This is a genomic window from Paenibacillus segetis (assembly GCF_014639155.1).
Taxonomy (GTDB): domain Bacteria; phylum Bacillota; class Bacilli; order Paenibacillales; family Paenibacillaceae; genus Fontibacillus; species Fontibacillus segetis.
Genome location: NZ_BMFT01000001.1, coordinates 878725 through 900310, shown reverse-complemented (window position 1 = coordinate 900310; position 21586 = coordinate 878725). Strand labels below are relative to the sequence as shown.

Below are 21586 nucleotides of genomic sequence, written 5' to 3'. Positions count from 1 at the left end.
CGGGAGCAGCTTGTTCTTGTTTTATGCCACGAGATCCTTGACCAGATTTTTGATCCACTTTCTTGAGTGTATCCGAGCCAGCCCAAAACCGAAGCGAACTACCTCCTCAAGTGACAATACCAAATAGACGAGAAAGATCGGTTGCTTCCAGACAAAGGATAATAATAGCCCGGATGGAACTCCGATCAACCAAGTAGCCGTGGACTCCATGGCAAATACAAATTTACTGTCGCCCCCACTATTCAGGATCCCTCCAGCCATAATCATGTTCGCTACCTTCACCCATAGGAATCCGGCAAATACCCAGACGAGATAAATTCCTAATTGATGGGCATCATCGGAAACATGGAATGCCGATACATATAGCGGAGCTGCCAACGCAATAACTAACCCTACACCCAAAGAAATTATTATTCCTAAAGAAATAAAACTCTTGGCATATTGCTGAGCTAGATTCTCTTCACCAGCGCCTAATTTATTTCCAACCATAACGGCACCTGCACTAGCCAATCCAGATAATAATCCAATACTTAACCCTTGGAGCGGAAAAGTAATCGTCATGGCTGTCATCTCCGCTGTTCCCATCCTACTGTAAATAATCGCATACACGGTCTCGCCAAGTACCCATATTAGTTCAGTAAGAATGATGGGATAGGTAGTTTGAAAAAATTTGGACACCAACGGTTTGCCTGCTCCAAATAGATTTTTGAAGTCGACCGAACCCGGAAGCCGATAGATGTAAACCGCACTAATGATTATTATACATTCTATGAACCTCGATATTAGCGTGGCAACTGCAGAACCCTTTAGTCCCCATTCAGGAAAACCAAAATTTCCGTAAATTAATAGATAGTTCAATACAATATTAAGGCATACCGTAAATAAACTAACAAACATCGGCAATTTTACATGAGTCGTACTTCGAAGTATTGCCGAGTACATCATCGTCAACATAGTTGGTACATAGCTAAGTGCAACAATTTGCAGAAAGATAAATCCATCCCCAATGACACGTTCATCTGTTGTGAACATACTGAGACATAACTCTGGCTTGAAATAGACCAGTAGAGTGAATAAGAATGACAAAATAAATCCACAGAATAAGCCGATACCCAGTAGCTGTGATATACTCTTCCGATCTTGCTTCCCCCAAAATTGTGCTGCATAGATCGAGACTCCCGCTGCTAGTCCTGCTAATACGACCGATATTATCCCATAGATCTTAGTGGACATCCCAACGGAGGCAATCGCTACATCTCCAAGTTGACCCACCATTAACTGATCCGTTAAAGAAAGTAATGCCATGATCAGGCTCTGCATTGTTACTGGAACAGCAATTTTATAGACATTTTTATAGAAATCTCTTTTTACGTTGCTCTGCAAGTAATTCACATCCTTCATATAGTTACACAGATATAGCATTACAGTTCAAACGTTTGCACAATGTACGATAAACATCGTATCACCTGAGCTATGCCGATGTAAGGGGAATTTTGTCGAATATAAACATTTCATAAGTACTCCTTTTATGACTACGACACGTATTAAAAGCTCTACGAGCTCCCCGCTGAACAAGTTTCCACCAGATTTCCTCACATATCGTCCCCTTGCGTGAATATACTTTATTTACATCCACTTCACGGTTCTCTGTTATGCATATAGGGAGGTGCTAACCATGCCGTCTTCACCAAAACCATATAATTTTGTTGTCTCAAAGGAAGATTGGTCGCTGCACCGTAAAGGATATCAAGACCAGCAGCGCCATCAGGAGAAAGTACGCGAAGTCATCAAACAGAATCTCCCGGATCTCGTCACCGAGGAGAACATCATCATGTCTGACGGGAAGAAGATCATCAAGATACCCCTTCGAAATTTGGAGGAATACCGCTTCATCCATAATTACCAGAAGCATAAGCATGTCGGGCAAGGTAATGGTGACAGCGAGGTTGGTGACGTCCTAGCCCAAGACAGTCCTAAGGATTCCGGGAAAGGTGGTAAAGCGGGAGATCAACCTGGTCACGATTATATGGAAGCCGAAGTAAATATTGAAGATTTAGAAGAGTTGTTATTTGCCGATTTAGAGCTTCCCTTTATTCAGGAGAAAGAAAAGGATGAACTCGAAACCATTTCCTACCGCTTCAATGACATTCGCAAAAAGGGTATCATGTCGAACATCGATAAGAAGCGAACGATACTAGAGAATCTACGCCGTAACGCACGTGAGGGGATTCCTGGTATTCACGGTATCTCACCAGACGATCTCCGCTACAAGACTTGGGAAGATGTTGTCGTTCCAAAATCAAATGCGGTTATCCTTGCCATGATGGATACTTCAGGATCAATGGGAGCCTTCGAAAAGTATTGTGCGCGTAGTTTCTTCTTCTGGATGACCCGGTTTTTGCGTCAACAATATGAGAAGGTCGAAATCGTCTTTTTAGCACATCACACGGAGGCGCGTGAAGTTAGCGAAGAAGACTTCTTCAACCGTGGCGAAAGTGGCGGTACGATTTGCTCTTCCGTTTACCAGAAAGCATTAGACATCATCGATTCTCGTTACCCTCCTTCTGCTTACAACATCTACCCTTTTCACTTCTCAGATGGGGATAACCTGACTTCAGACAATGAGCGATGCATCCGGCTGATTGATGAGCTTCTAAAACGCTGTAATATGTTCGGGTACGGAGAAGTAAATCAATACAATCGTGGAAGTACGTTAATGTCCGCTTATCGTAACCTCAAACACGAACGATTTGTTTATTACGTAATTAAAGAAAAAGGCGAGGTATATCAAGCGCTTCGGCAATTTTTCCATAAGCGGGAAGGAGACGCTGCACTGTGAAGGGAGAAATGGAGCAACTGGAATACGCCATAGCCGAGATCATGGAAATCGCGGATGGCTTTGGTCTTGATTATTATCCGATGCGTTACGAGATATGTCCGGCTGATATCATTTATACGTTTGGATCCTATGGCATGCCTACCCGATTTAGCCATTGGAGCTTCGGAAAAATGTTCAATAAGATGAAGATGCAATATGATCTTGGTCTTAGCAAAATATATGAGCTCGTCATTAACTCCAATCCATGTTATGCATTCTTACTCGATGGGAACTCTCTGATCCAGAACAAACTAATCGTAGCTCATGTATTGGCCCACTGTGATTTCTTCAAGAATAATCTCCGCTTCTCGGCCACCAACCGAGATATGGTAGAGAGCATGTCTGCAACAGCCCAGCGAATCTCTCAATACGAGTTACTCTATGGTGCCAGCACCGTGGAAACTTTCATTGATGCCGTACTGGGTATTCAAGAACATGTTGATCCAAGACTCATCAAGCCAGAACGACATGATAAACGTAAAAAAGTAGAAGAACAGCTTGCCCAAGCCAAAGAAGGAGGCCCTAAAAAGCCTACGAATAGTAAATATGATGATTTATGGTCGCTTGATGATCTAAAGAACCCGTCACCTATCAAGGAACCACAAACTAAGATCCCAACCTTTCCTCCTGAACCCGAAAAGGACATCGTTTGGTTCATTCAGGAATACTCAGAGATTCTTGAAGATTGGCAACGAGATATCATGAGCATGCTTCGGGAAGAGATGCTGTACTTCTGGCCGCAAATGGAGACGAAGATCATGAACGAAGGCTGGGCTTCCTATTGGCATCAACGCATCCTGCGTGAGCTAGATTTGACCAGCGAAGAAACCATTGAATTCGCCAAGCTCAACTCTGCTGTCGTGCAGCCTTCGCAACAGAGTCTTAATCCTTATTATTTGGGACTCAAAATATTCGAAGACATCGAACGCCGCTGGGATCATCCTACAGAGGAAGAACAGCGTAGGTTGGGACGTAAGCCGGGCCTTGGAAGAGAGAAAATCTTCGAGGTACGAGAGATGGATGGAGACACTTCCTTTCTCCGTAGCTATCTGACAAAGAAATTGGTCACCGACCTGGACCTATATATCTTTGAGAAACAAGGTCCAGAATGGAAAATCACCGATAAGTCATGGGAGAATATTCGCGATCAACTTGTCGCCTCTCGTGTCAACGGAGGTTCACCCTACATCGTAGTCCAGGATGGGGATCATCTTCGTAATGGTGAATTAGTACTCAAACATCAATATGAAGGCATTGAGCTTGATTTAAAATACCTAGAACGCACCCTCCCTTACGTATATCGTCTCTGGGGAAAAACCGTCCATTTAGAGACGATTGTTGAAAATAAGAAGGCGCTTTTCAGTTATGATGGCGAGAAACACTATCGTAAGATCATGTAAGGAATAACAACCATAAAGATCCCGGCTCCATGTCTATGACTGGGGTAACGGGATCTTTAAGTTCAACCCTTCCAATTCAGTATAGACTCCATCTATAATAAGAGGAGTCATAATTGGGGCTCATCCTTGAAATCATTGGTTGACAAGAACCCATATACGAGTGGAGTTTTGGAGGAATGTGGACAAGCGAAGCGTTCGCCTTTAAATGAGAATTTCAACCACTACAATCGTATAATAAGGAAATTCTCATTTAACAGCGAGGGAAACATCCTCCAAAACGTAACGTTTCTTCCCGTTTATTTTGTCAAACACCGATTTTGATTTTGAGTCACAACTTTATTTGATCATATTAACTATCTGATGGAGGCATACAAATGAAACCGATTCCATTCCAAAAACGTGGCATTCAAGCTAGTCAACTCGTTCTCGGATGCATGAGATTAGGCGGAGACTGGGATGATAAAAGTCCTATTACAGAACAACATTACAAGGAAGGTCAAGATGCCCTTGAAACAGCACTAGAAATTGGCATCAATATGTTTGATCATGCTGACATATACACCAAAGGTAAAGCGGAACGCGTTTTCGGTCAACTATTGAAAGAGCGACCAAGTTTGCGTGAGCAAATCATTCTGCAATCCAAATGTGGAATTCGCTTTCCACAAGGTACAAGCCCTCACCAATTCGACTTCTCAGAGAAATATATCCTGCAAAGCGTTGACGGCATCCTTGAACGCCTAGGAACAGAATATCTCGATATTCTGCTCTTACATCGTCCCGACCCTCTTGTTGACCCTGAGGAAGTGGCCAGCGCCATCCATCAGCTTAAAGCTTCAGGTAAAGTGCGCCACTTCGGTGTGTCCAATATGAGCCATAGCCAAATTAAGCTGCTACAAACATACAGTGATGAACCATTCATTGCTAACCAATTGGAGATGAGTCTGCTCAAATCTGGTTTCGTAGATACCGCCATTACGGTAAATCAAGAAGCCGCCCGAGACAATGTATTTCCGGAAGGAACCATGGAGTATTGCCGCTTGGAGAATATTCAGCTTCAATCGTGGGGTCCACTTGCTCAAGGATATTTATCCGGCCGCTCACTTGATGGCCAGCCTGAACGTGTTGTCAATACAGCGAAGCTCGTTGAGCAAATGGCCAACGAGAAAGATACAACAGCTGAAGCCATTGTGCTGGCTTGGTTGATGACCCACCCTGCTGGTATTCAACCCGTCATTGGGACGATTAACCCTGCTCGAATTCGTTCATGTAAGGACGCCACTACTTTACGTCTTACACGTGATGAGTGGTATACGCTCTACACAAGTGCACTAGGCAGAAACCTACCTTAAAGGTACAAGAGGAAAAGCCCTTCTTACGGTTTATTACCGTGAGAAGGGCTAATTTTTTATTTTCCATGAGATAACAGTTTCAATTAACGATTTAACAAGCTTCCCACATATCTGAGCAACTCATTAGCACAAACCGGACAATAGCCATGCTCATCCATGAGTCGTTTGCTAACTTCATTTATACGTTTTAGCTGATTCTCATCTGGTGTTTTAGTTGAAGTCGTTATTTTTACAATATCCTTCAGATCAGCGAACAACTTCTTCTCGATGGCTTCGCGCAGTCGGTCATGATGATCGTATTGGAACTTACGTCCTTTACGAGAATAAGCAGATATACGGATCAAAATCTCTTCGCGGAACGCTTTCTTGGCATTCTCTGAAATTCCAATCTGTTCTTCAATCGATCGCATAAGCCGCTCATCTGGATCGAGCTCCTCATCCGTCAGTGGATCACGAATCTTAGTCCAGTTGCAGAATGCTTCGATATTATCGAGATAATTTTCGAATAGTGTTCTAGCCGACTCTTCGAACGAGTATACAAAAGCCTTTTGTACTTCTTTTTTCGCCAGATCATCGTATTCCTTACGTGCAATACTAATAAAGTTCAGATAACGTTCGCGCTCTTCCTTTGTTATGGATGCATGTTGATCCAAACCATCCTTAATCGCACGGAGGATATCAAGTCCCCCCATACACTGCAGGTCCTGCTTAATCAAGGCACTAGAAATTCGGTTAATGACGTAACGTGGATCGACGCCAGACATTCCCTCATCCAAGTATTCATTTTGTAATTCCTTCAAATCAGCATCCTTGTAACCTTCAACTTCCTCACCATCATATAACCGCATCTTCTTGACTAGATCCATTCCTTGCTTCTTCGTTTCCTTAAGCCTAGTCAAAATAGAGAAGATCGCTGCCGCACGCAGTGCATGCGGGGCCACGTGGATATGATTCATATCGCTTTGACCAATCAGCTTGGCGTAAATCTTCTCTTCTTCAGATACTTTGAGATTATAAGGAATAGGCATAACGATCATCCGCGACTGTAGCGCCTCATTTTTCTTATTCGCAATAAAAGATTTGTATTCTGATTCATTCGTGTGCGCAATGATCAATTCATCCGCGCTAATTAAAGCAAATCTACCCGCTTTAAAATTACCTTCCTGCGTTAGAGAGAGCAGGTTCCACAGAAACTTCTCGTCACACTTTAACATCTCCTGAAATTCCATTAATCCCCGATTTGCTTTGTTTAGTTCCCCGTCGAAACGGTAAGCACGTGGGTCTGATTCCGAACCATATTCAGTAATGGTTGAGAAATCGATACTTCCTGTCAGATCGGCAATGTCCTGCGACTTCGGATCTGAGGGACTGAAGGTTCCGATCCCTACTCGACTATCTTCAGACAGCAGTACCCTATCTACCATCACATTTTCGATGTTACCTTCATATTCGGTTTTCAACCGCATTTGACAAACGGGACATAAATTGCCTTCGATTCGCACACTTAGTGCTTTTTCTACATCAGACCTAAGCTCATGCGGAACAAGATGGAGTGGGTCCTCATGCATCGGGCAACCGGCAATCGCATACACAGCCCCTTTTTCCGTTCGAGAGAACTTCTCTAATCCTCGCTTAAGCAATGTTACTAATGTTGACTTACCACCACTGACCGGACCCATTAACAATAGGATCCGTTTGCGTACATCCAAACGCCGGGCAGCAGAATGGAAATACTCTTCAACCAATTTCTCAACAGCCCGGTCCAGACCGAATATTTCCTGTTCAAAAAATTTATACCTTTTCCGACCGTTCACTTCCTCTACACCGTATGACTCGATCATTTCGTACACCCGTGCATGAGCGGTCATGGCTGGCGAAGGGTCTTCGGCTAACAAATTTAAATAATCCTTGAAAGTGCCGCTCCACGCCAGAGAATCACTTTCCGCCCGATAGGCTGCTATACGTTCAAAAATATCCATGTTCGGTACCTCCTATACTCCCGCTTGGGGCAAGCGTATCGCGTTTCCACAAATAGTGATCCATGCTAAACTGAGTAGAGCTAAATAAATGGTAAAGTGTATTACATAACTATGCGACTTGTGTAGAGAAGTTGACCATTTTTTCAGGCTCAAAACCAAAATCGAAGCTTGACAAAATAAAACGGGAAGTAACGAAACCAGCAGACTTTAAGAAAAGTGGAAAATAAAAATACGTGTTCAAAAAGTCGGCTTTTCAGCACCAGAGCTTAAGCTTACGAAGTAGCGTTTTTTCCAAACGCCTCAGAAGGTTGAATAAAGCTAGGGATTGTGGTGCGGAGCGTAGGCAAAACCTACGTGAGCACCTAAAATGTTTCGTAGGAAACATACCCCGTAAGCATATGCATGGCCCGGCTGAATTCAAGATTCGAAGTCGAATAAACTTCTTGAAACCCTCCGTGATCAAAAGATGACTTTTTGAACTACTAATAAAAGGAGATTCTCATGGCTGTACAGCATGAAACCGAATTATACGCCCCCCTTAAAGTGTTTTTTGAGGAACGGGGATATGTTGTCCGGGGTGAGGTCAAACACTGTGACCTAGTTGGTATTCATCCTGATCGCCAGCACCCACTCATTGTGGAGATTAAGAAGACATTTAACCTTCCCTTGCTGCTGCAAGGCTTGGAGAGACAGAAACTCAGTCAAGAAGTCTATCTGGCCGTTGAACGTAACCGTTCGAAGAAAGGGGCGCATAACCAGCGTTGGGGTGATCTTACCGGGTTGTGCCGACGTCTAGGCCTAGGGCTAATTACGATCACGCTGTTCAAGACAAAAAGTCCATTTGTCGAAATTTTATGCTCTCCTGGGGAAGTTACGAATGGTTCGTCGCGGAAAATTACCAAAAAACGTTCAGAGCGTTTGCTGTACGAATTTAATGAACGTAGCGGTGATTACAATGTTGGGGGTAGCCATGGCACCAAGCTGATGACATCCTATCGCGAAAAAGCACTACGCGTTGCGCTTGCACTCAAAGTTGGTGTAGAAATGAGTCCGCGACAGATTCGTGATCAGAGCGGGGTCGGTAATGCTGCTGCCATTCTGCAGCACAATTATTATGGTTGGTTCCACCGCGTGGCGCGCGGACGCTACACCTTGACGCCGGAAGGCGTCGAGGGGCTAGCGCAGTACGCCGCCGTGGTGGCAGGCTGGCAGCGGACCGCCGCCGCTGCCGAAGGGCAAGAGCCGCCGGAGAACTGACGACTGCGGCGGCTCTTGCCTGTCTCGCGCGCCTCATTCGGCGGCGCGCGCTGTGAACTCCGTGATTGCACCCGCAATCACGGCCATGCCTTGACGCAGCTGCGCTTCGGGCTGCGCTGCAAATGTGAGCCGGAGCCTAGCGGTGTCCGGCTCACTTGCATAGCAGCGCACACCAGGCACGAAGGCTACGCCTTGAAGCAGAGACGCACGTAGCAATGCTTCGGAGCTCAGACCTGCTGGAAGGCGCAGCCAGAGGAATAGACCACCTCCGGGGTCAATAACCTCAGTTCCCTTCCAGGCTGGCTCACTCAGCAGCTCCAGCATCAGCTTACGCCTTGCAGCATATTCAACCTCTACATGCACGGCATGATCGCGCCAATTGAAGGACGGCATTTCCAGCAGCGTGTGAAGCGTTTGTTCCCGCTCGATTTTCCTAAGGGAAACCGGCCCTGCTAACCTCACATCCAACAAAGAATGAATCTCTTTCGGTTCACCACGAATCCAAGCCAGCGGTAAATTTGGAAACAGCGTACCCTCAAAAGCGCCTATACTCAGTACTCCTACCCTCAGTTTCCCTTCATGCTTCTCCTGCATCTGACATATGCGATAGAATGAGATGGAAACTTGATTCTTACCCCTCTCTTCATTGACTTCTTGTAATGATTGAAAGGGTACTGCTCCCGCCGTGTCATCTTCAACGATGAAGACTCCATTCGCCTCACATATCTCAAGGAGAGCTAGCTTACGTTCCAGGCTCCATACTGTACCCGATGGATTCGAATAATGTGGTGTTACATACACGAATACCGGCTTATGTCCATTCATCTGTTTCTGCACATCTACGGGCAACATACCGTCGTGATCACAAGCTACTTGAACTGCTATTGCACCATAACTGCTTATCTCTGCCAAAGCTTCAGGCGAAGCAGGCGTCTCTACCAGGACCACTTCACCTGGCTTCACCAAAGAACGAAGCAACAAATGTAACGCTTCTCCAGCATCATCTACTAATATGAAATGATCTGGAGCATTCTCCTCTTCCGCTCCCTCAGCTTCAGCATAAGCTTTCACTAACCATTGTCGTAAAGGTAAATATCCCTGTTCAGCTTCTCGTTCCCTCTTCTTCCGACTCGTTGAAGCCTCTTGTTTCACCGACAACGTTGATTTTCTTGCCTCTTCTGCTAGCTCACGCCAAGAACCCGTTCCCGTTCCTCCATCGCCTTGCCTCTGCGCAAAGGAAATATAGCCTTCATTTACGAAAGGTGTATCAACATCCTTCCCAAACCCCAATGGTAACCTCTGTATAAATTCTCGTAACCATACTTCCACTATGTTCTCACCCACCTTCGATTGCTTCATTTAAAGCGATTGTACAGCAGGACAAATTTCCACGGCAAACATAATCTCCCAGGATTAAATCTCTCTTTTATTTTTGCGAATCAAGTAGGCTCATGTTAAAATATTAATTTGAAATAAATACTAGAGGTGATCTCCATGTCTTACTATACGGAGCCTGTAGCAAATACAAGCCCCACCCGAAATAAGAAAACGCGAAAGACATCCCCAAAAATTGTAATACTGATCTGGATTCTATTAATTGGTGCGGGTGTAACGGGTGCCCTCCTATATAGCAATCATTTGAAGAAATCGATGCTTGAGCAACTAGAAGCCAAATTGCATATACAAACAGAACGGATGAAAGCCGACTACACTACTCAATTATCCACATTGTCCCAGGAGGTTCAGACATTACAGAGTAAGGTCGAAACCTTCAATGAACTACTCACTTTTACCAAAGACAACACAAGCGATAAAACGGATAACAGCAACAAGCTATACTCCCAATTAAGTGATGTGAAGCAGCAGCTTGCCAAGCTACAAAAACAAATGGATTTACTCAAATGATGACTGAGACAAAACAAATCAACCGTTTCTTTCTACTTGCTTGTGGCCCTTTATTAGGCCTGCTCATAGCACTACTCATAAGTGGCACTTTAATTGAATGGGAGAGTCAATCTAGCACCATTACAACGGATAGTGATATTTTGACTACGACAGGAAATATAGCGGAAGGGCTGAGTCAGGCTGAAAATATGGCAAAGACTACAATCTCCTCCATTAAAACGACTGCTGAGCTGTACCATAAGACAACGTCAACGATGTCTTCCATCGTTAAGATGGCGCAAAAAGCAGCCGTAAGTCCCGAGAATATTTATGACGATCGTATTTCATCTAAATTAGGAACGCCATTCCAAACAATACAAAGCGATAAAATTAAGATTCAACTATATAAGATGAATCCCGGAACTTATAAAGGTTACGCTATGAAAATCAAGCTCAAATCAACAGATGCCATGAAAATGACGTTGGGTAACGATAAACTCGGTGGTTCTGAGACGACATTGCATGCCGTAAATCGTTACGGCGCCGTAGCGGGAATTAATGCTGGAGGGTTTGCAGATTCTAGTGGCAAACGTTATCCACTGAGTACTACAATAATGAACGGCAAATATTTAACTGGGTTTGAGCCAACTTTCAAGGATCTATTCTTCGTTGGTTTGAATTCATCGGGGAAATTGATTGGCGGGAAATTTCAACGAAAAGAAAACCTGGATAAGCTTAACCCCTTGTTTGGTGCATCATTTGTCCCTGTATTACTTAAGGATGGTAAGAAGACAACCATCCCTACCAAGTGGCAGACTTCTCCTCTTCGTGCACCACGTACGGTCATCGGGAATTACAAAGATGATCAGTTACTCATTATTGTTGTCGATGGCTACAATGAAAGCGGAAGCTCTGGAGCCACGCTTGAGGAGCTTCAGGGGAGACTAATGAAGCTTGCTGTCAAAGATGCTTATAATCTGGATGGCGGTGGTTCTTCATCACTTGTTGTGAATGGACGAGTTATCAATAACCCTTCAGATGGCTCGCTTCGTCCTGTTCCAACGCACTTTCTATTCTTCAAGTAGCACTGTAGTTTCTCTTTGTCTGCGAAAAATATCATAATGGCATTTATTTTTTTCCAAGAGAAAGGTATACTATAGGGGATTAAATCTTGGAGGTGTTCAGCTTTGTCCTTCTCAATTACGTTTTGGATTATTGCATTAGTGCTGGCCCTATTTTTGTGTGGCATCTTGACTTCGTCCTATAACGACGATAAAACTAAAGGCCTGTAAGAAGTAACTTGGATCGTCTTCTATTGATAAAGCACGGTTAATAAATAAGCCTCCTGCGAAAGGATGCTTATTTATTTGCGTCTTCGTCATTTCATTCATGAAAAAAAGAAGTATCCGATCTCTAGATTCGGATACTTCTCTCATTTTAAATTTCATTTAGATCAATTGTGTCATATCACCTAGGCATTGACTGCAAATGGAGCGTTCCTTAAACTCACTTACGCCTTCCATAGATCCGCAGAATACGCATTTCGGGCGATATCTCTCCAAAATGATATGATCACCCTGTACTAAAATTTCAACAGGATCTCCTTCATTCATTTGATATCTCTTGCGCAAAGATTTGGGTAAAACAATTCTACCCAGTTGGTCCACTTTGCGGACCACACCAGCAGGTTTCATAATTAACGTACACCTCTCCTGAAAAATATAATGGATATTTTACATATAAATCGAGAACACACTCACTTAATATTTCGCTATATTTATCAAGATTCCTGCTACAATTCGACAAATTTTATTATTTTAGCAGGATTTCCTCGTACAACAGGTCCAAATGGCTTATACCGGGTCACAATCGATCCCATTACTCTGGCCTTATCTAAGCATTATTTCATATCTGGAAAATCCAATTGTCGTAAAGCTTCAAACACAATAATCGCGGCAGAATTCGACAAATTCAGAGATCGTACTTTATCTGTCATCGGCATCCGAATCGCAGTATCTGAGTTGGCTTGTAGTAATTCAACGGGTAGGCCTTTAGTCTCTTTACCAAATACAAAGAAGTCCCCATCTTTGTATTCAAAATCACTGTACCTTTTCTCCGCCTTGGTTGATGCAAAGAAAAACCGACTGCCGCTATACTTTTCTTCAACCTCTGCAAAAGAGTCATGATATTCGATATTCACCGCATACCAGTAATCAAGTCCTGCTCTCTTTAATGTAGCATCATCGGTACGAAAACCAAGTGGACGTACCAAGTGTAAATGTACACCGGTAGCCGCACACGTTCTTGCGATATTTCCGGTATTTGCCGGGATTTCTGGTTCTACGAGCACGATATGCAATGTCATGATGAATGGCACCTCACTTTATGAATTTGCTAACTTCTAGCTATCAAGCAAAAGCCTTTCGCTGTCTTCCAGCGAAAGGCTTTTGCTATCCTAAATAGGAACTATCCTGTCCTATCCGTGTGACTTTTGGAACTGACTCATAAAGTCAACTAACGCCTTAATACTTTCATATGGGACTGCATTGTAGATGGAAGCACGAAGCCCTCCAACACTACGATGTCCTTTCAGACCAACAAATCCTTCTTTTTCTGATTCCTTAATGAACAACTTCTCCAGTTCCTCAGAACCAAGACGGAATGTTACATTCATGATCGAGCGGCTGGCAGGATCTACACAACCACGGAAGAAACCGGCGCTTTCGTCAATAGCATTATAGAGAAGACTAGCCTTCTCACGATTCTTCTTCTCAATACCTTCTAAAGAACCTTGCTCTTCAATCCATTTCAATACTTGATTTACCATATAAATTGCGAAAGATGGCGGGGTATTATACAAAGAATTATTCTCGGCATGTGTGTCATACCGTAGAACCGTAGGGATATGACTTGGTGAATTTTGCAGCAATTCTTCACGAGCAAGAACAACCGTCACACCCGAAGGACCTAAATTTTTCTGAGCCCCTGCATAGACAAGGCCAAACTTAGTTAGATCAAACGGACGACACAAAATGTCACTAGACATATCTGCGATCAATGGAACATTACCTGTATCCGGGAACTCTTGGAACTGCGTTCCTTCAATCGTTTCATTGGAAGTCAAATGTAGGTAAGCCGTATTCTCAGGTAGTTCAAGGTTACTTACATCGGGCATCGACATATATTTGTTCTCTTCCGAAGACGCTGCTACAAAAGTGCTACCGATCAATTTGGATTCCTTAATTGCCTTATTAGCCCAGCTTCCCGACTTCACATAACCGGCAGTCTTACCTTCAGTCAAGAAATTCATTGGGAGCATAGCGAATTGAGTTGAAGCTCCGCCTTGCAGGAACAATACTTTATACCCTTGCGGATTACCTAGTAGATTCAACAGGCGACTTGCAGCTTCGTTATGAACTGCCTCATAAACCGCACCACGGTGAGACATCTCCATAATTGACATTCCAGTACCTTGATAATCAACAAATTCAGCTTGTGCCCGTTCTAGCACTTCAAGCGGCAGTGCAGCCGGTCCGGCATTAAAGTTATAAGCTCTCTTACTCATAATCCCCCACCCTCTCTTATCCTGTTTTATATAGTTCGAAGTTATAGATAAGAATTATCATAGCAACTATTCTTTTTGACAGCAAGCGTATATTGCATCAAAAAACATAGTTTGCAGAATTGACACATTAACGCTTGATCTCGGCAAAGAATTTATGTGTTACCTTGTGAAAAACTCATACACACGGGACCAATTTTTCTTATCACCAGGGTTAAGCTTTAACTCAATGAATATTTCAGGTGATACAACATGCCCCTTCCCCCATACCGCGACAGAGGAAACGGAGAACTTACTAAGCTCACGTATTCCTGTATGGCTAGGTTCATGTAGAAGCTCCCACATCCAAGGATATGCCTGGCCTTCAAATCCATCTAAGCAGAAATAGAACTCCTCTTCTGGCTCCCCGCTCCAGCGAACCTCCCCCTTGTGAAACGAAAGTCCCTCCATCGTCTCTTTATCATCATTCCATGGACGTAATGCGAAAGGAAATTTCAGGACATAATCGGGCCCTACCTTACGGCCGTCAATGCCGAAGAAGTTATGAGCATATTCGTGGGTATGAATCCCCTTTGTTCCCGTATTATGAAGGCAGTAGTCTACAATTAACCGGTTATTCTCAACCGAAATTGTCTTAACCAATGAAACGGCGTAGCCCCTGCAATCCTTGGGTAGTACGGTAAAAGTGATGCTCTGCGGTCCGGAATGCTCTACACTGATCTCGAAAGAATCGAGAGGATAGTCTCGATTAAATTCATAAGCTGTATCACTGGTTCTTGTAAGTAAACCTACTCCAAGCTTAGGGAATTGTTCTCCCACTCCCACCTCATCGTACCCAATCGCCTTCGCCAATCCAAACTCATTACATATCCCTATTCCCCCAGTTCCTTGCATCGGAATCAGGCTTTCCGGTACGCAAAAGGTATGATTCCCTTGGATCAGAGTCGTTCCCGTGATAAACCCACTCCAATCAAAACGAGTACGTTGGTAATCACCAGGTTCCGCAATGTCAATAATCAAATGTTCATTTTTTAGTTGATATGCCATATAGCATCCCCTTCTTTATTCTATAACGATTAAAGTAATAGTTTATAAGAGAAACCCTGGCCTTCTAGTAAGGACCAGGGTCTTCATCATCAAGTTATATACTGAAGTTCATGTTGCTAACACTTAATTTCGACTATACATCAAGGATAATATCAATAGTATGAGTATTGTCCTTAGGTAGCGACTCCAATATTGAACGCCCAATAAGGCTACCCAAGCCATGCTCTTCATAAGAGATCGGCTTACCGTTTAAAGTGATAGATGCAATACGGTATTGCCCAAAATCAGCATGCTTAGGATTATGATACACAATACGTAACATCCGATCGGCGAACAACGTTTCGACAGAAGCATTGCCTTCTTGATCGAACTGCTCTTTTGTAAGCTTTGGCTCCAGATGCAAATCTCCGTAATGACCCTTCACTCCGTATACTTCAGTAAGCTCGGTCAGTAGCAACCAGCTGGCTGACCCTGTCAAATAAGTATACATACCCCGGCCTTTCTCATTGATATACTCTGGAACCCCAGGATACATCCGGCTTGTGCCGAAGTCTGCGGATAAAGAGTAAATCGAGTCTAGTACCTGATGACCTTCTTTGACAAAACCGCGTTTATAAAGTGCATTGGCATACATCACGGTCATGTGGCTGAACATGGCTCCATTCTCTTTGTGTCCAAAGGCAAAGCCAAAAGCCCGACCTAGGTTTTGCTGAATACCACCAAATTGCGAATTCAAACGATAACCGATATGATCATCCTTCAAATACCGATCCACAGCATTTACAATTTTGCCAACCTGTTCATCTGTAGCGATTCCACCCATAATGCTGAACACTTGACCCGTAAGCGTCATCCTTACACCACTAGGATAATCTCCTTCTACGCGTTCTGAGTCATTATTATAGTATCCGTTGAACCACTCAAAGCCTTCTTTGTTCACGATCCATTCATTTTTGCGGAGATGGTCAATTACCCATTCTGCTTTATGTTGTAAATCGGCTGCTACTTTTTCAATGTCCAACTTGAGTTTTTTACCACTAATCGTCGGAACAATGGAATCGTAATACCGTTCCAATAAAGCATGCTTGTCAGTGATACTCTCATATGAAATCGCACTTGACAATGTATCGAACAATACGATCATTTCTTCTGCCAGTTCGATGGTCTCCATGTTTGAAACCTTTTTCAAATGGAGCAATAATTCAGACAATTCTAGCAAATTACTAGCATAGAAAGCGGTAAACGCAACACTCTCTCCCCGATCTGGAGCAAGGTCAAGACCATCATTCCAATCGGCGCCTTCCAATTTGATATTGTTATGTTCGCCAACATTAAAGAATGGGACGATGTTTTGTAGCAAAATATGCTCTAGAATAGTTCCCTCATAAAGACTTCCTTCACGAGACAGGAGCTGATTACCGTGCTCAGGCTTCCAAGAAAGATCACGATCATGACAACGCTTGACGAAGGAATCACGGAAGTAAGACTGTGGTTGTAACAAGAAGTCTATGTCCCCACTTTGACGAATATAGAGCAATGTAGTCAGCAATGGCCAAGCTCCATGATCCATCCAAACCCGTGGAATGTTATTCCGATCAGCAACAAATTCACCCGGTTTTGATCCAATGATCGTCGCGTTACTTCCATCAATACGAACACCCGCATAGTTATTGTGGAGAAGATATCTCACTTCGGACGGCTCCATGACCATCAACGCCAAGCAGTCTTGCCATAGGTCGCGCCATCCACGGCCACCACGACCGTAGTCATGATATGGAAGGAAGGAGTTACCATACATACGTCTCAAAATGGGCTGTAGCGTTACCCACTTCATCCACATATCTTGCTCTTGATCTCCTGAATGGAATGAGATAGTGTCCAGCTTCTCTAGCCAATAAGTCTTATTCTCTTCTAATAGAGCATTAAAACAAGCTTCAGATAAATAATCTTTAGCATAACGCTCAGTTTCGATCCGATCATCAGAAATAATCATAGCCACAATATAGGAGACTGATTGCCCAGGTAATAATTGCACATGCTCGAACCGCAATCCACCTACAGCTTCATAACCTTCGATTGTTACCCCACGTGCAGTGTTTGGCTCTAAATTGGCAACAACGGCTTCAGGCCAATCAAGCGCCCCACCTTCACCAACAAACTCCTCAGTTACTGGGAATAATCCTGTTGGTGCTGCTCCACTAGCGTCAGAGCCCAACACTCCATAAGTTACTTTGTTAATACGATGTCCTCTTTCATCAAAAGAAAGCGCTGGTTGCACTTCTACCCCGTATTCAGAAGGATAAATACGATGAAGCAATGAAGTTACATGACGATGATCCCTAAGGTCATCTGCAGAACGTCCGTACAAAGGAATTGCTGCTGTCGGAGTCAATTGGATAGGGGATTTACCCGTATTGGTCAAACTCACTTTCATTAGCTCTACCTTGTCATCAGTAACGGGGACAAAGCTAACCGTCTCAGCCTTCAAGCCAACCTCTTGATTATTCCGTGTTAATTTATGCCACAAAAATCCTGCTTCCATGAAGCTATCTTCTTTGGCATCAGAGAACTGCTGAGCGTTCTGTCTTGCCGAATTGCCGCTAGCTGACCAAGCACCGTAACCTTCAATATGAACCCAAAAGTTTCGCGATGCCTTGGAATTGTGTAAGTTGTCCACAGAAACTGGTTCCATAAGGAATGTATTATGACTTGAGGTGATCTCGCCATGCAAATTCGGTGTAATAGCGGACATCATTCCCGCCTCATTCACTAAAGGAAAGTATAAATAGCTATGATTCTCCGGATGAGTTAGCTTAAACTCCCCTTGTTTCCCCTGAAATTTCCAGCCCTGTTGGCTCATTTTGCTTCTTCCTCTCACTTTGAAATCACCACATTTTTAACTTTACTTCTTAAGATTTAACTGCACCTGCTAAAGCTCCATCTACAAGATATTTCTGGATGAAGGAATATAACACCATAAGCGGAGCAGCAACAAGAGTAATACCGCAGGCAAGAAGTGGCCAGTTATTTCCGTATTGCCCCTTGAACTCCTTCAATCCGAATGTGATTGGGTAATTCACCTTACTAGGCAAGTACATAATCGGACCGACAAAGTCGTTCCAAATCCCAATCGCTGTCAGAATGACACCCGTTGCAATAACCGGTTTCATCAACGGCATAATCATTTGGAACAGGTAGCGAACATAGCCAGATCCATCCATTCCCGCAGCTTCATCCAAGTCGCGACTAATGGATTTGATATAACCAACGAACAACATGAACACGACACCTGTACCGCTCGTTTTCAATATGATGTAACCTAACTTGGTATCATATCCGAAGATATCCAAACTTTCCCGCAGTGATAGCATCAATTTATATTGAGAAACCATTGGATTTGGCAGAAATTGCGACAGCAAGAAGAACAGGTAAATAAATCCGCTCCACTTTACATAACCGCGGGCAACTGGGAATGCACCCATAACGGATACAATGATTGTCAATACAGTTGCAGCTACCGTATAAATAATACTGTTAATAAAGTAATTGGCGAAGTTCCCTTCCGTCCAAGCATCAACGTAATTGCTCCACTGCACTTCTTTTACAAGACCAATGGGGTTCATTAGATACTCTGGATATGATTTGAGCGAAACGTTAAGAACAAGGATCAGAGGTGCGATATACAGTATCAATAGTACAAAAATTACGGAGTAAGACAGAATAGTAAATGATTTTGACTTCTTCATTTTAATATTCCACCTCTCTCTTACGCATTTGTTTAACAGCAACGATAACGAAGACTAGGATCATAAGGAACTGAACAACGGAAAGGGCCGAAGGAAGTCCCATCTCCAAGCTACCACGGAATGTCTCTTTATATACGTCGTAAGCCATTGTTCTTGTATTGAATCGTCCATCTGTCGTTGCCAAAATAATATCAAACGTCGACATCGCCCCGATAATCGAAAGCAACATGTTAACGGTAAATGACGATGCAATTAGAGGGAATGTAATATGGCGGAATGACTGCCATTTTGTAGTTCCATCAATATATCCTGCCTCGTATAAGTCTTTAGGCACGGACTGAAGTCCTGAAAGGAAAATCAACATAGAGTAACCCATGTACATCCAAATCTGTACAAAGATAATGTAACCAAAAGCATGTGTAAAGCTGGCAAAGAACATATCTTTATATCCAAACAGCCACTCATATAACATGTTCACAGGGCCACTAAGTGGATCAAACATCATGCCCCAAATTAACGAAACTACAGCGACACCTAGAACAACCGGCATGAAGAACACGGCACGGTAGAAATTATCGCCACGCAACCTTTGATTAATCAAAACAGCAATAAACAAAGCTACCCCATTCTGTACAACTGTTACAACAACCATGAAGATTAGCGTGTTTGTAATTGAGCGCCAACGTTCTCCAGAGTTCCCAGAGAAGAATACATCATAATAATTATCAAGTCCTACAAAGTTAACAGGACTTCCAGGTATATTCTTTACATCCGTAAAGGAGTAAATAACCGTTAATACTGAAGGACCAAAATAGAATATTACGTACAATAAAAAAGGTATAAGCAACAGCAGCAAGGGTACGTAACGGTTAAAACCTTTTCCAAATGGATACAAACTCTCTCACCTCACCTATCCATGTCAATAAACTAGCGGGGTCTGATAACTCAGACCCCGATACAGTTTGGTTCTATAAGTTATATCAGCGCCTAAATCATTTAGGAGCAGCAGCTTCCCATTCTTTTTGCTGTACATCAGCCAATTCTTTAGCTGTTTTAAATTCTCCGCCTGGAGCTAGATATTCAGTATGAACACCTTCAGCAGCGAGATGCTCACCCACGTTTTGACGGTTGATCATCATAATCTCATATGCAAGTTCGAAGTCACCCAAGTAAGGGGTAAGTTCATTGTCGATAAATTCGCTTTCAGTAGAGATATTATCTTGAGTCGGAATAAATCCTGCAGCCTTGACATATTTCGTGTAGTTCTCTGGTTCAGAGAAGAATTCCAACCATTTCAAAGCGCCTTCTTTGTTCGGACCTTTTTCTGCTGCGTACCAGGTTACATCGTATTTACCAACGAAAGATGCATTTTTCGCAGCGTCTTCAGTAGCTGGAACTGGGAAATAACCAAATTTCAAATCTGGATTTGCAGTAGCAATTGTTGGTGCATCCCATGAACCATCAGCAAGCATGGCCACTTTTCCAGTTGCAAAAATGGAAGGTGCAGATGCATAGTCAATTCCCATAAATCCATCAATCATATAATTATCTTGAAGAGTCTTCATTTTTTCTAGAACTTCTACGGCTTCCGCATCGTTAAATGCAGTTTCGCCTTTCCAAACGCCTTCAATCCATTTTTGTTGATCTCCACCGCCAAGAATTTTCGCTTGCAGTGCGAATACAGGCAGTTTCAAAGGCCATACATCTTTACCAGCTACGCCGATTGGAGTGATACCTTTTGCTTTCAAATCCTCACAAAGTTTAAGGAACTCTGTCCAAGTAGTAGGGACTTTCAGTCCATTATCTTCAAAAATTTGTTTGTTGTAGAATAACCCGGACATCGCTACTTTACCAGTTGGAATCGCATAGACTTTATCGTTGTAGGTACCTGCTTTTTCGATATCGTTAGCATTCCATTTCTTCACGAATTCTTGATCTGACAAATCAGCGATGAGGCCAGAATCAATCCATTGTTGCCAGTCAGGCACTTTCGCTCCTGGAGTCCAATCTTTCGGAGACAATCTCATACCTGAGAGGTCGGCAAGAATGTCAACGTCGTTTGCAGTAATTCTTGCTCTTTGCGCTTGCTTGTACTCGTCATCCGGACCGGTTGTCGTATACTCAACTTTATATTCTGGATATTTAGCTTCAAACGCCTTATTAATTTCCTCCATTGCTGCATTAACGTTACCTTGTTTCCAGTGAAGAATTTTGACTACCTTTTTCTCTCCCGATGGTTTGCTACCACCATTTCCTTCTGTAGCGGTATTATTGCTTCCACATGCCGCCAAACTAAGTGTTAGAGCACCAGATAGGACTAGAGCAGGAATTCTCTTAATCATTTTAAATAACCCCCTGTGTTATCAAAATTTTTGTTTCGAAACTTATTTTCGTTAATTTTCGTAAAATCCAATGTATCTGCGATATTTTTAACGAAAGCGGTTTCGTCATTGCCATTATTGCATTGATTTTTTTGTTTGTAAA

General features: G+C 43.1%; 18 protein-coding genes. 6 read left to right on the top strand and 12 right to left on the bottom strand.

The window, feature by feature from the left end; translation table 11 throughout:
• Nucleotides 1–21: 21 nt before the first annotated feature.
• A complete protein-coding gene (locus IEW05_RS03885) occupies nt 22–1383 on the bottom strand; it encodes an MATE family efflux transporter (protein WP_373285776.1) in 1362 nt (453 codons plus the stop codon).
• Nucleotides 1384–1675: 292 nt separating this feature from the next.
• Here IEW05_RS03885 and yhbH point away from each other — a divergent pair, with 292 nt between their 5' ends.
• The 3 genes from yhbH (at nt 1676) to IEW05_RS03870 (ending at nt 5627) form a co-directional block, all read left to right on the top strand.
• On the top strand, nt 1676–2839 hold the full coding sequence (gene yhbH / locus IEW05_RS03880) for a sporulation protein YhbH (protein ID WP_188536013.1): 1164 nt from the start codon (nt 1676–1678) through the stop codon (nt 2837–2839).
• A gap of 8 nt (nt 2840–2847) precedes the next feature.
• Nucleotides 2848–4278: a SpoVR family protein gene (locus IEW05_RS03875; protein ID WP_188540713.1), complete on the top strand. Its 1431-nt coding sequence runs from the start codon at nt 2848–2850 to the stop codon at nt 4276–4278.
• A gap of 374 nt (nt 4279–4652) precedes the next feature.
• The gene (locus IEW05_RS03870; RefSeq protein WP_188536011.1) at nt 4653–5627 is read left to right on the top strand and encodes an aldo/keto reductase; all 975 of its coding nucleotides are present in this window, start codon (nt 4653–4655) and stop codon (nt 5625–5627) included.
• An 83-nt stretch (nt 5628–5710) separates the two neighbouring features.
• Here the strand turns inward: IEW05_RS03870 and IEW05_RS03865 are convergent, their stop codons facing one another.
• Complete coding sequence (locus IEW05_RS03865; protein WP_188536009.1) at nt 5711–7606, bottom strand: PrkA family serine protein kinase; 1896 nt, start codon at nt 7604–7606, stop codon at nt 5711–5713.
• A gap of 501 nt (nt 7607–8107) precedes the next feature.
• Here IEW05_RS03865 and IEW05_RS03860 point away from each other — a divergent pair.
• Entirely contained in the window at nt 8108–8863 is a 756-nt protein-coding gene (locus tag IEW05_RS03860; RefSeq protein WP_188536007.1) for a DUF2161 domain-containing phosphodiesterase, read from the top strand.
• A 33-nt stretch (nt 8864–8896) separates the two neighbouring features.
• On the opposite strand, the gene IEW05_RS03855 is transcribed toward IEW05_RS03860, so the two are convergent.
• A complete protein-coding gene (locus IEW05_RS03855) occupies nt 8897–10222 on the bottom strand; it encodes an aminotransferase-like domain-containing protein (protein WP_194434087.1) in 1326 nt (441 codons plus the stop codon).
• Nucleotides 10223–10357: 135 nt separating this feature from the next.
• Here IEW05_RS03855 and IEW05_RS03850 point away from each other — a divergent pair, with 135 nt between their 5' ends.
• Together IEW05_RS03850 and IEW05_RS03845 are read left to right on the top strand one after the other, a co-directional pair.
• On the top strand, nt 10358–10768 hold the full coding sequence (locus IEW05_RS03850) for a hypothetical protein (RefSeq protein WP_188536003.1): 411 nt from the start codon (nt 10358–10360) through the stop codon (nt 10766–10768).
• Nucleotides 10765–11832, top strand: a complete 1068-nt coding sequence (locus IEW05_RS03845) for a phosphodiester glycosidase family protein (protein ID WP_188536001.1) — start codon at nt 10765–10767, stop codon at nt 11830–11832. The genes IEW05_RS03850 and IEW05_RS03845 overlap by 4 nt, the downstream gene beginning before the upstream one ends.
• A gap of 147 nt (nt 11833–11979) precedes the next feature.
• Here IEW05_RS03845 and IEW05_RS25560 read toward each other — a convergent pair whose 3' ends face one another.
• From IEW05_RS25560 to IEW05_RS03805, 9 genes are all read right to left on the bottom strand, one after another.
• The gene (locus IEW05_RS25560; protein WP_194434086.1) at nt 11980–12138 is read right to left on the bottom strand and encodes a hypothetical protein; all 159 of its coding nucleotides are present in this window, start codon (nt 12136–12138) and stop codon (nt 11980–11982) included.
• Nucleotides 12139–12195: 57 nt separating this feature from the next.
• Nucleotides 12196–12441: an AbrB/MazE/SpoVT family DNA-binding domain-containing protein gene (locus IEW05_RS03840; protein WP_188535999.1), complete on the bottom strand. Its 246-nt coding sequence runs from the start codon at nt 12439–12441 to the stop codon at nt 12196–12198.
• Between the two features lie 206 nt (nt 12442–12647).
• Nucleotides 12648–13112: a tRNA (uridine(34)/cytosine(34)/5-carboxymethylaminomethyluridine(34)-2'-O)-methyltransferase TrmL gene (gene trmL / locus IEW05_RS03835; RefSeq protein WP_188535997.1), complete on the bottom strand. Its 465-nt coding sequence runs from the start codon at nt 13110–13112 to the stop codon at nt 12648–12650.
• Nucleotides 13113–13223: 111 nt separating this feature from the next.
• Nucleotides 13224–14312, bottom strand: coding sequence for a 3-phosphoserine/phosphohydroxythreonine transaminase (gene serC, locus IEW05_RS03830; protein WP_188535995.1), 1089 nt, complete (start codon nt 14310–14312; stop codon nt 13224–13226).
• A 159-nt stretch (nt 14313–14471) separates the two neighbouring features.
• The gene (locus IEW05_RS03825; RefSeq protein WP_188535993.1) at nt 14472–15356 is read right to left on the bottom strand and encodes a hypothetical protein; all 885 of its coding nucleotides are present in this window, start codon (nt 15354–15356) and stop codon (nt 14472–14474) included.
• Nucleotides 15357–15489: 133 nt separating this feature from the next.
• Nucleotides 15490–18216, bottom strand: coding sequence for a GH36-type glycosyl hydrolase domain-containing protein (locus IEW05_RS03820; RefSeq protein WP_188535991.1), 2727 nt, complete (start codon nt 18214–18216; stop codon nt 15490–15492).
• 49 nt (nt 18217–18265) lie between these two features.
• Nucleotides 18266–19102 carry a carbohydrate ABC transporter permease gene (locus IEW05_RS03815; protein ID WP_188535989.1) on the bottom strand — a complete coding sequence of 279 codons (837 nt, stop codon included), beginning with the start codon at nt 19100–19102 and terminating at the stop codon, nt 18266–18268.
• Between the two features lies 1 nt (nt 19103).
• Nucleotides 19104–19997, bottom strand: coding sequence for a carbohydrate ABC transporter permease (locus IEW05_RS03810; protein ID WP_188535987.1), 894 nt, complete (start codon nt 19995–19997; stop codon nt 19104–19106).
• Between the two features lie 97 nt (nt 19998–20094).
• The gene (locus IEW05_RS03805; protein WP_188535985.1) at nt 20095–21444 is read right to left on the bottom strand and encodes an ABC transporter substrate-binding protein; all 1350 of its coding nucleotides are present in this window, start codon (nt 21442–21444) and stop codon (nt 20095–20097) included.
• Nucleotides 21445–21586 lie beyond the last annotated feature (142 nt).

Coding starts and splice junctions, on each gene's coding strand:
- serC (WP_188535995.1), bottom strand. CDS start 14,312: ATGAGTAAGAGAGCTTATAACTTTAATGCCGGACCGGCTGCACTGCCG.
- IEW05_RS03840 (WP_188535999.1), bottom strand. CDS start 12,441: ATGAAACCTGCTGGTGTGGTCCGCAAAGTGGACCAACTGGGTAGAATT.
- IEW05_RS03875 (WP_188540713.1), top strand. CDS start 2,848: ATGGAGCAACTGGAATACGCCATAGCCGAGATCATGGAAATCGCGGAT.
- IEW05_RS03820 (WP_188535991.1), bottom strand. CDS start 18,216: ATGAGCCAACAGGGCTGGAAATTTCAGGGGAAACAAGGGGAGTTTAAG.
- IEW05_RS25560 (WP_194434086.1), bottom strand. CDS start 12,138: ATGAATGAAATGACGAAGACGCAAATAAATAAGCATCCTTTCGCAGGA.
- IEW05_RS03870 (WP_188536011.1), top strand. CDS start 4,653: ATGAAACCGATTCCATTCCAAAAACGTGGCATTCAAGCTAGTCAACTC.
- IEW05_RS03850 (WP_188536003.1), top strand. CDS start 10,358: ATGTCTTACTATACGGAGCCTGTAGCAAATACAAGCCCCACCCGAAAT.
- IEW05_RS03815 (WP_188535989.1), bottom strand. CDS start 19,102: ATGAAGAAGTCAAAATCATTTACTATTCTGTCTTACTCCGTAATTTTT.
- IEW05_RS03845 (WP_188536001.1), top strand. CDS start 10,765: ATGATGACTGAGACAAAACAAATCAACCGTTTCTTTCTACTTGCTTGT.
- IEW05_RS03860 (WP_188536007.1), top strand. CDS start 8,108: ATGGCTGTACAGCATGAAACCGAATTATACGCCCCCCTTAAAGTGTTT.
- trmL (WP_188535997.1), bottom strand. CDS start 13,112: ATGACATTGCATATCGTGCTCGTAGAACCAGAAATCCCGGCAAATACC.
- IEW05_RS03805 (WP_188535985.1), bottom strand. CDS start 21,444: ATGATTAAGAGAATTCCTGCTCTAGTCCTATCTGGTGCTCTAACACTT.
- IEW05_RS03865 (WP_188536009.1), bottom strand. CDS start 7,606: ATGGATATTTTTGAACGTATAGCAGCCTATCGGGCGGAAAGTGATTCT.
- IEW05_RS03825 (WP_188535993.1), bottom strand. CDS start 15,356: ATGGCATATCAACTAAAAAATGAACATTTGATTATTGACATTGCGGAA.
- IEW05_RS03855 (WP_194434087.1), bottom strand. CDS start 10,222: ATGAAGCAATCGAAGGTGGGTGAGAACATAGTGGAAGTATGGTTACGA.
- yhbH (WP_188536013.1), top strand. CDS start 1,676: ATGCCGTCTTCACCAAAACCATATAATTTTGTTGTCTCAAAGGAAGAT.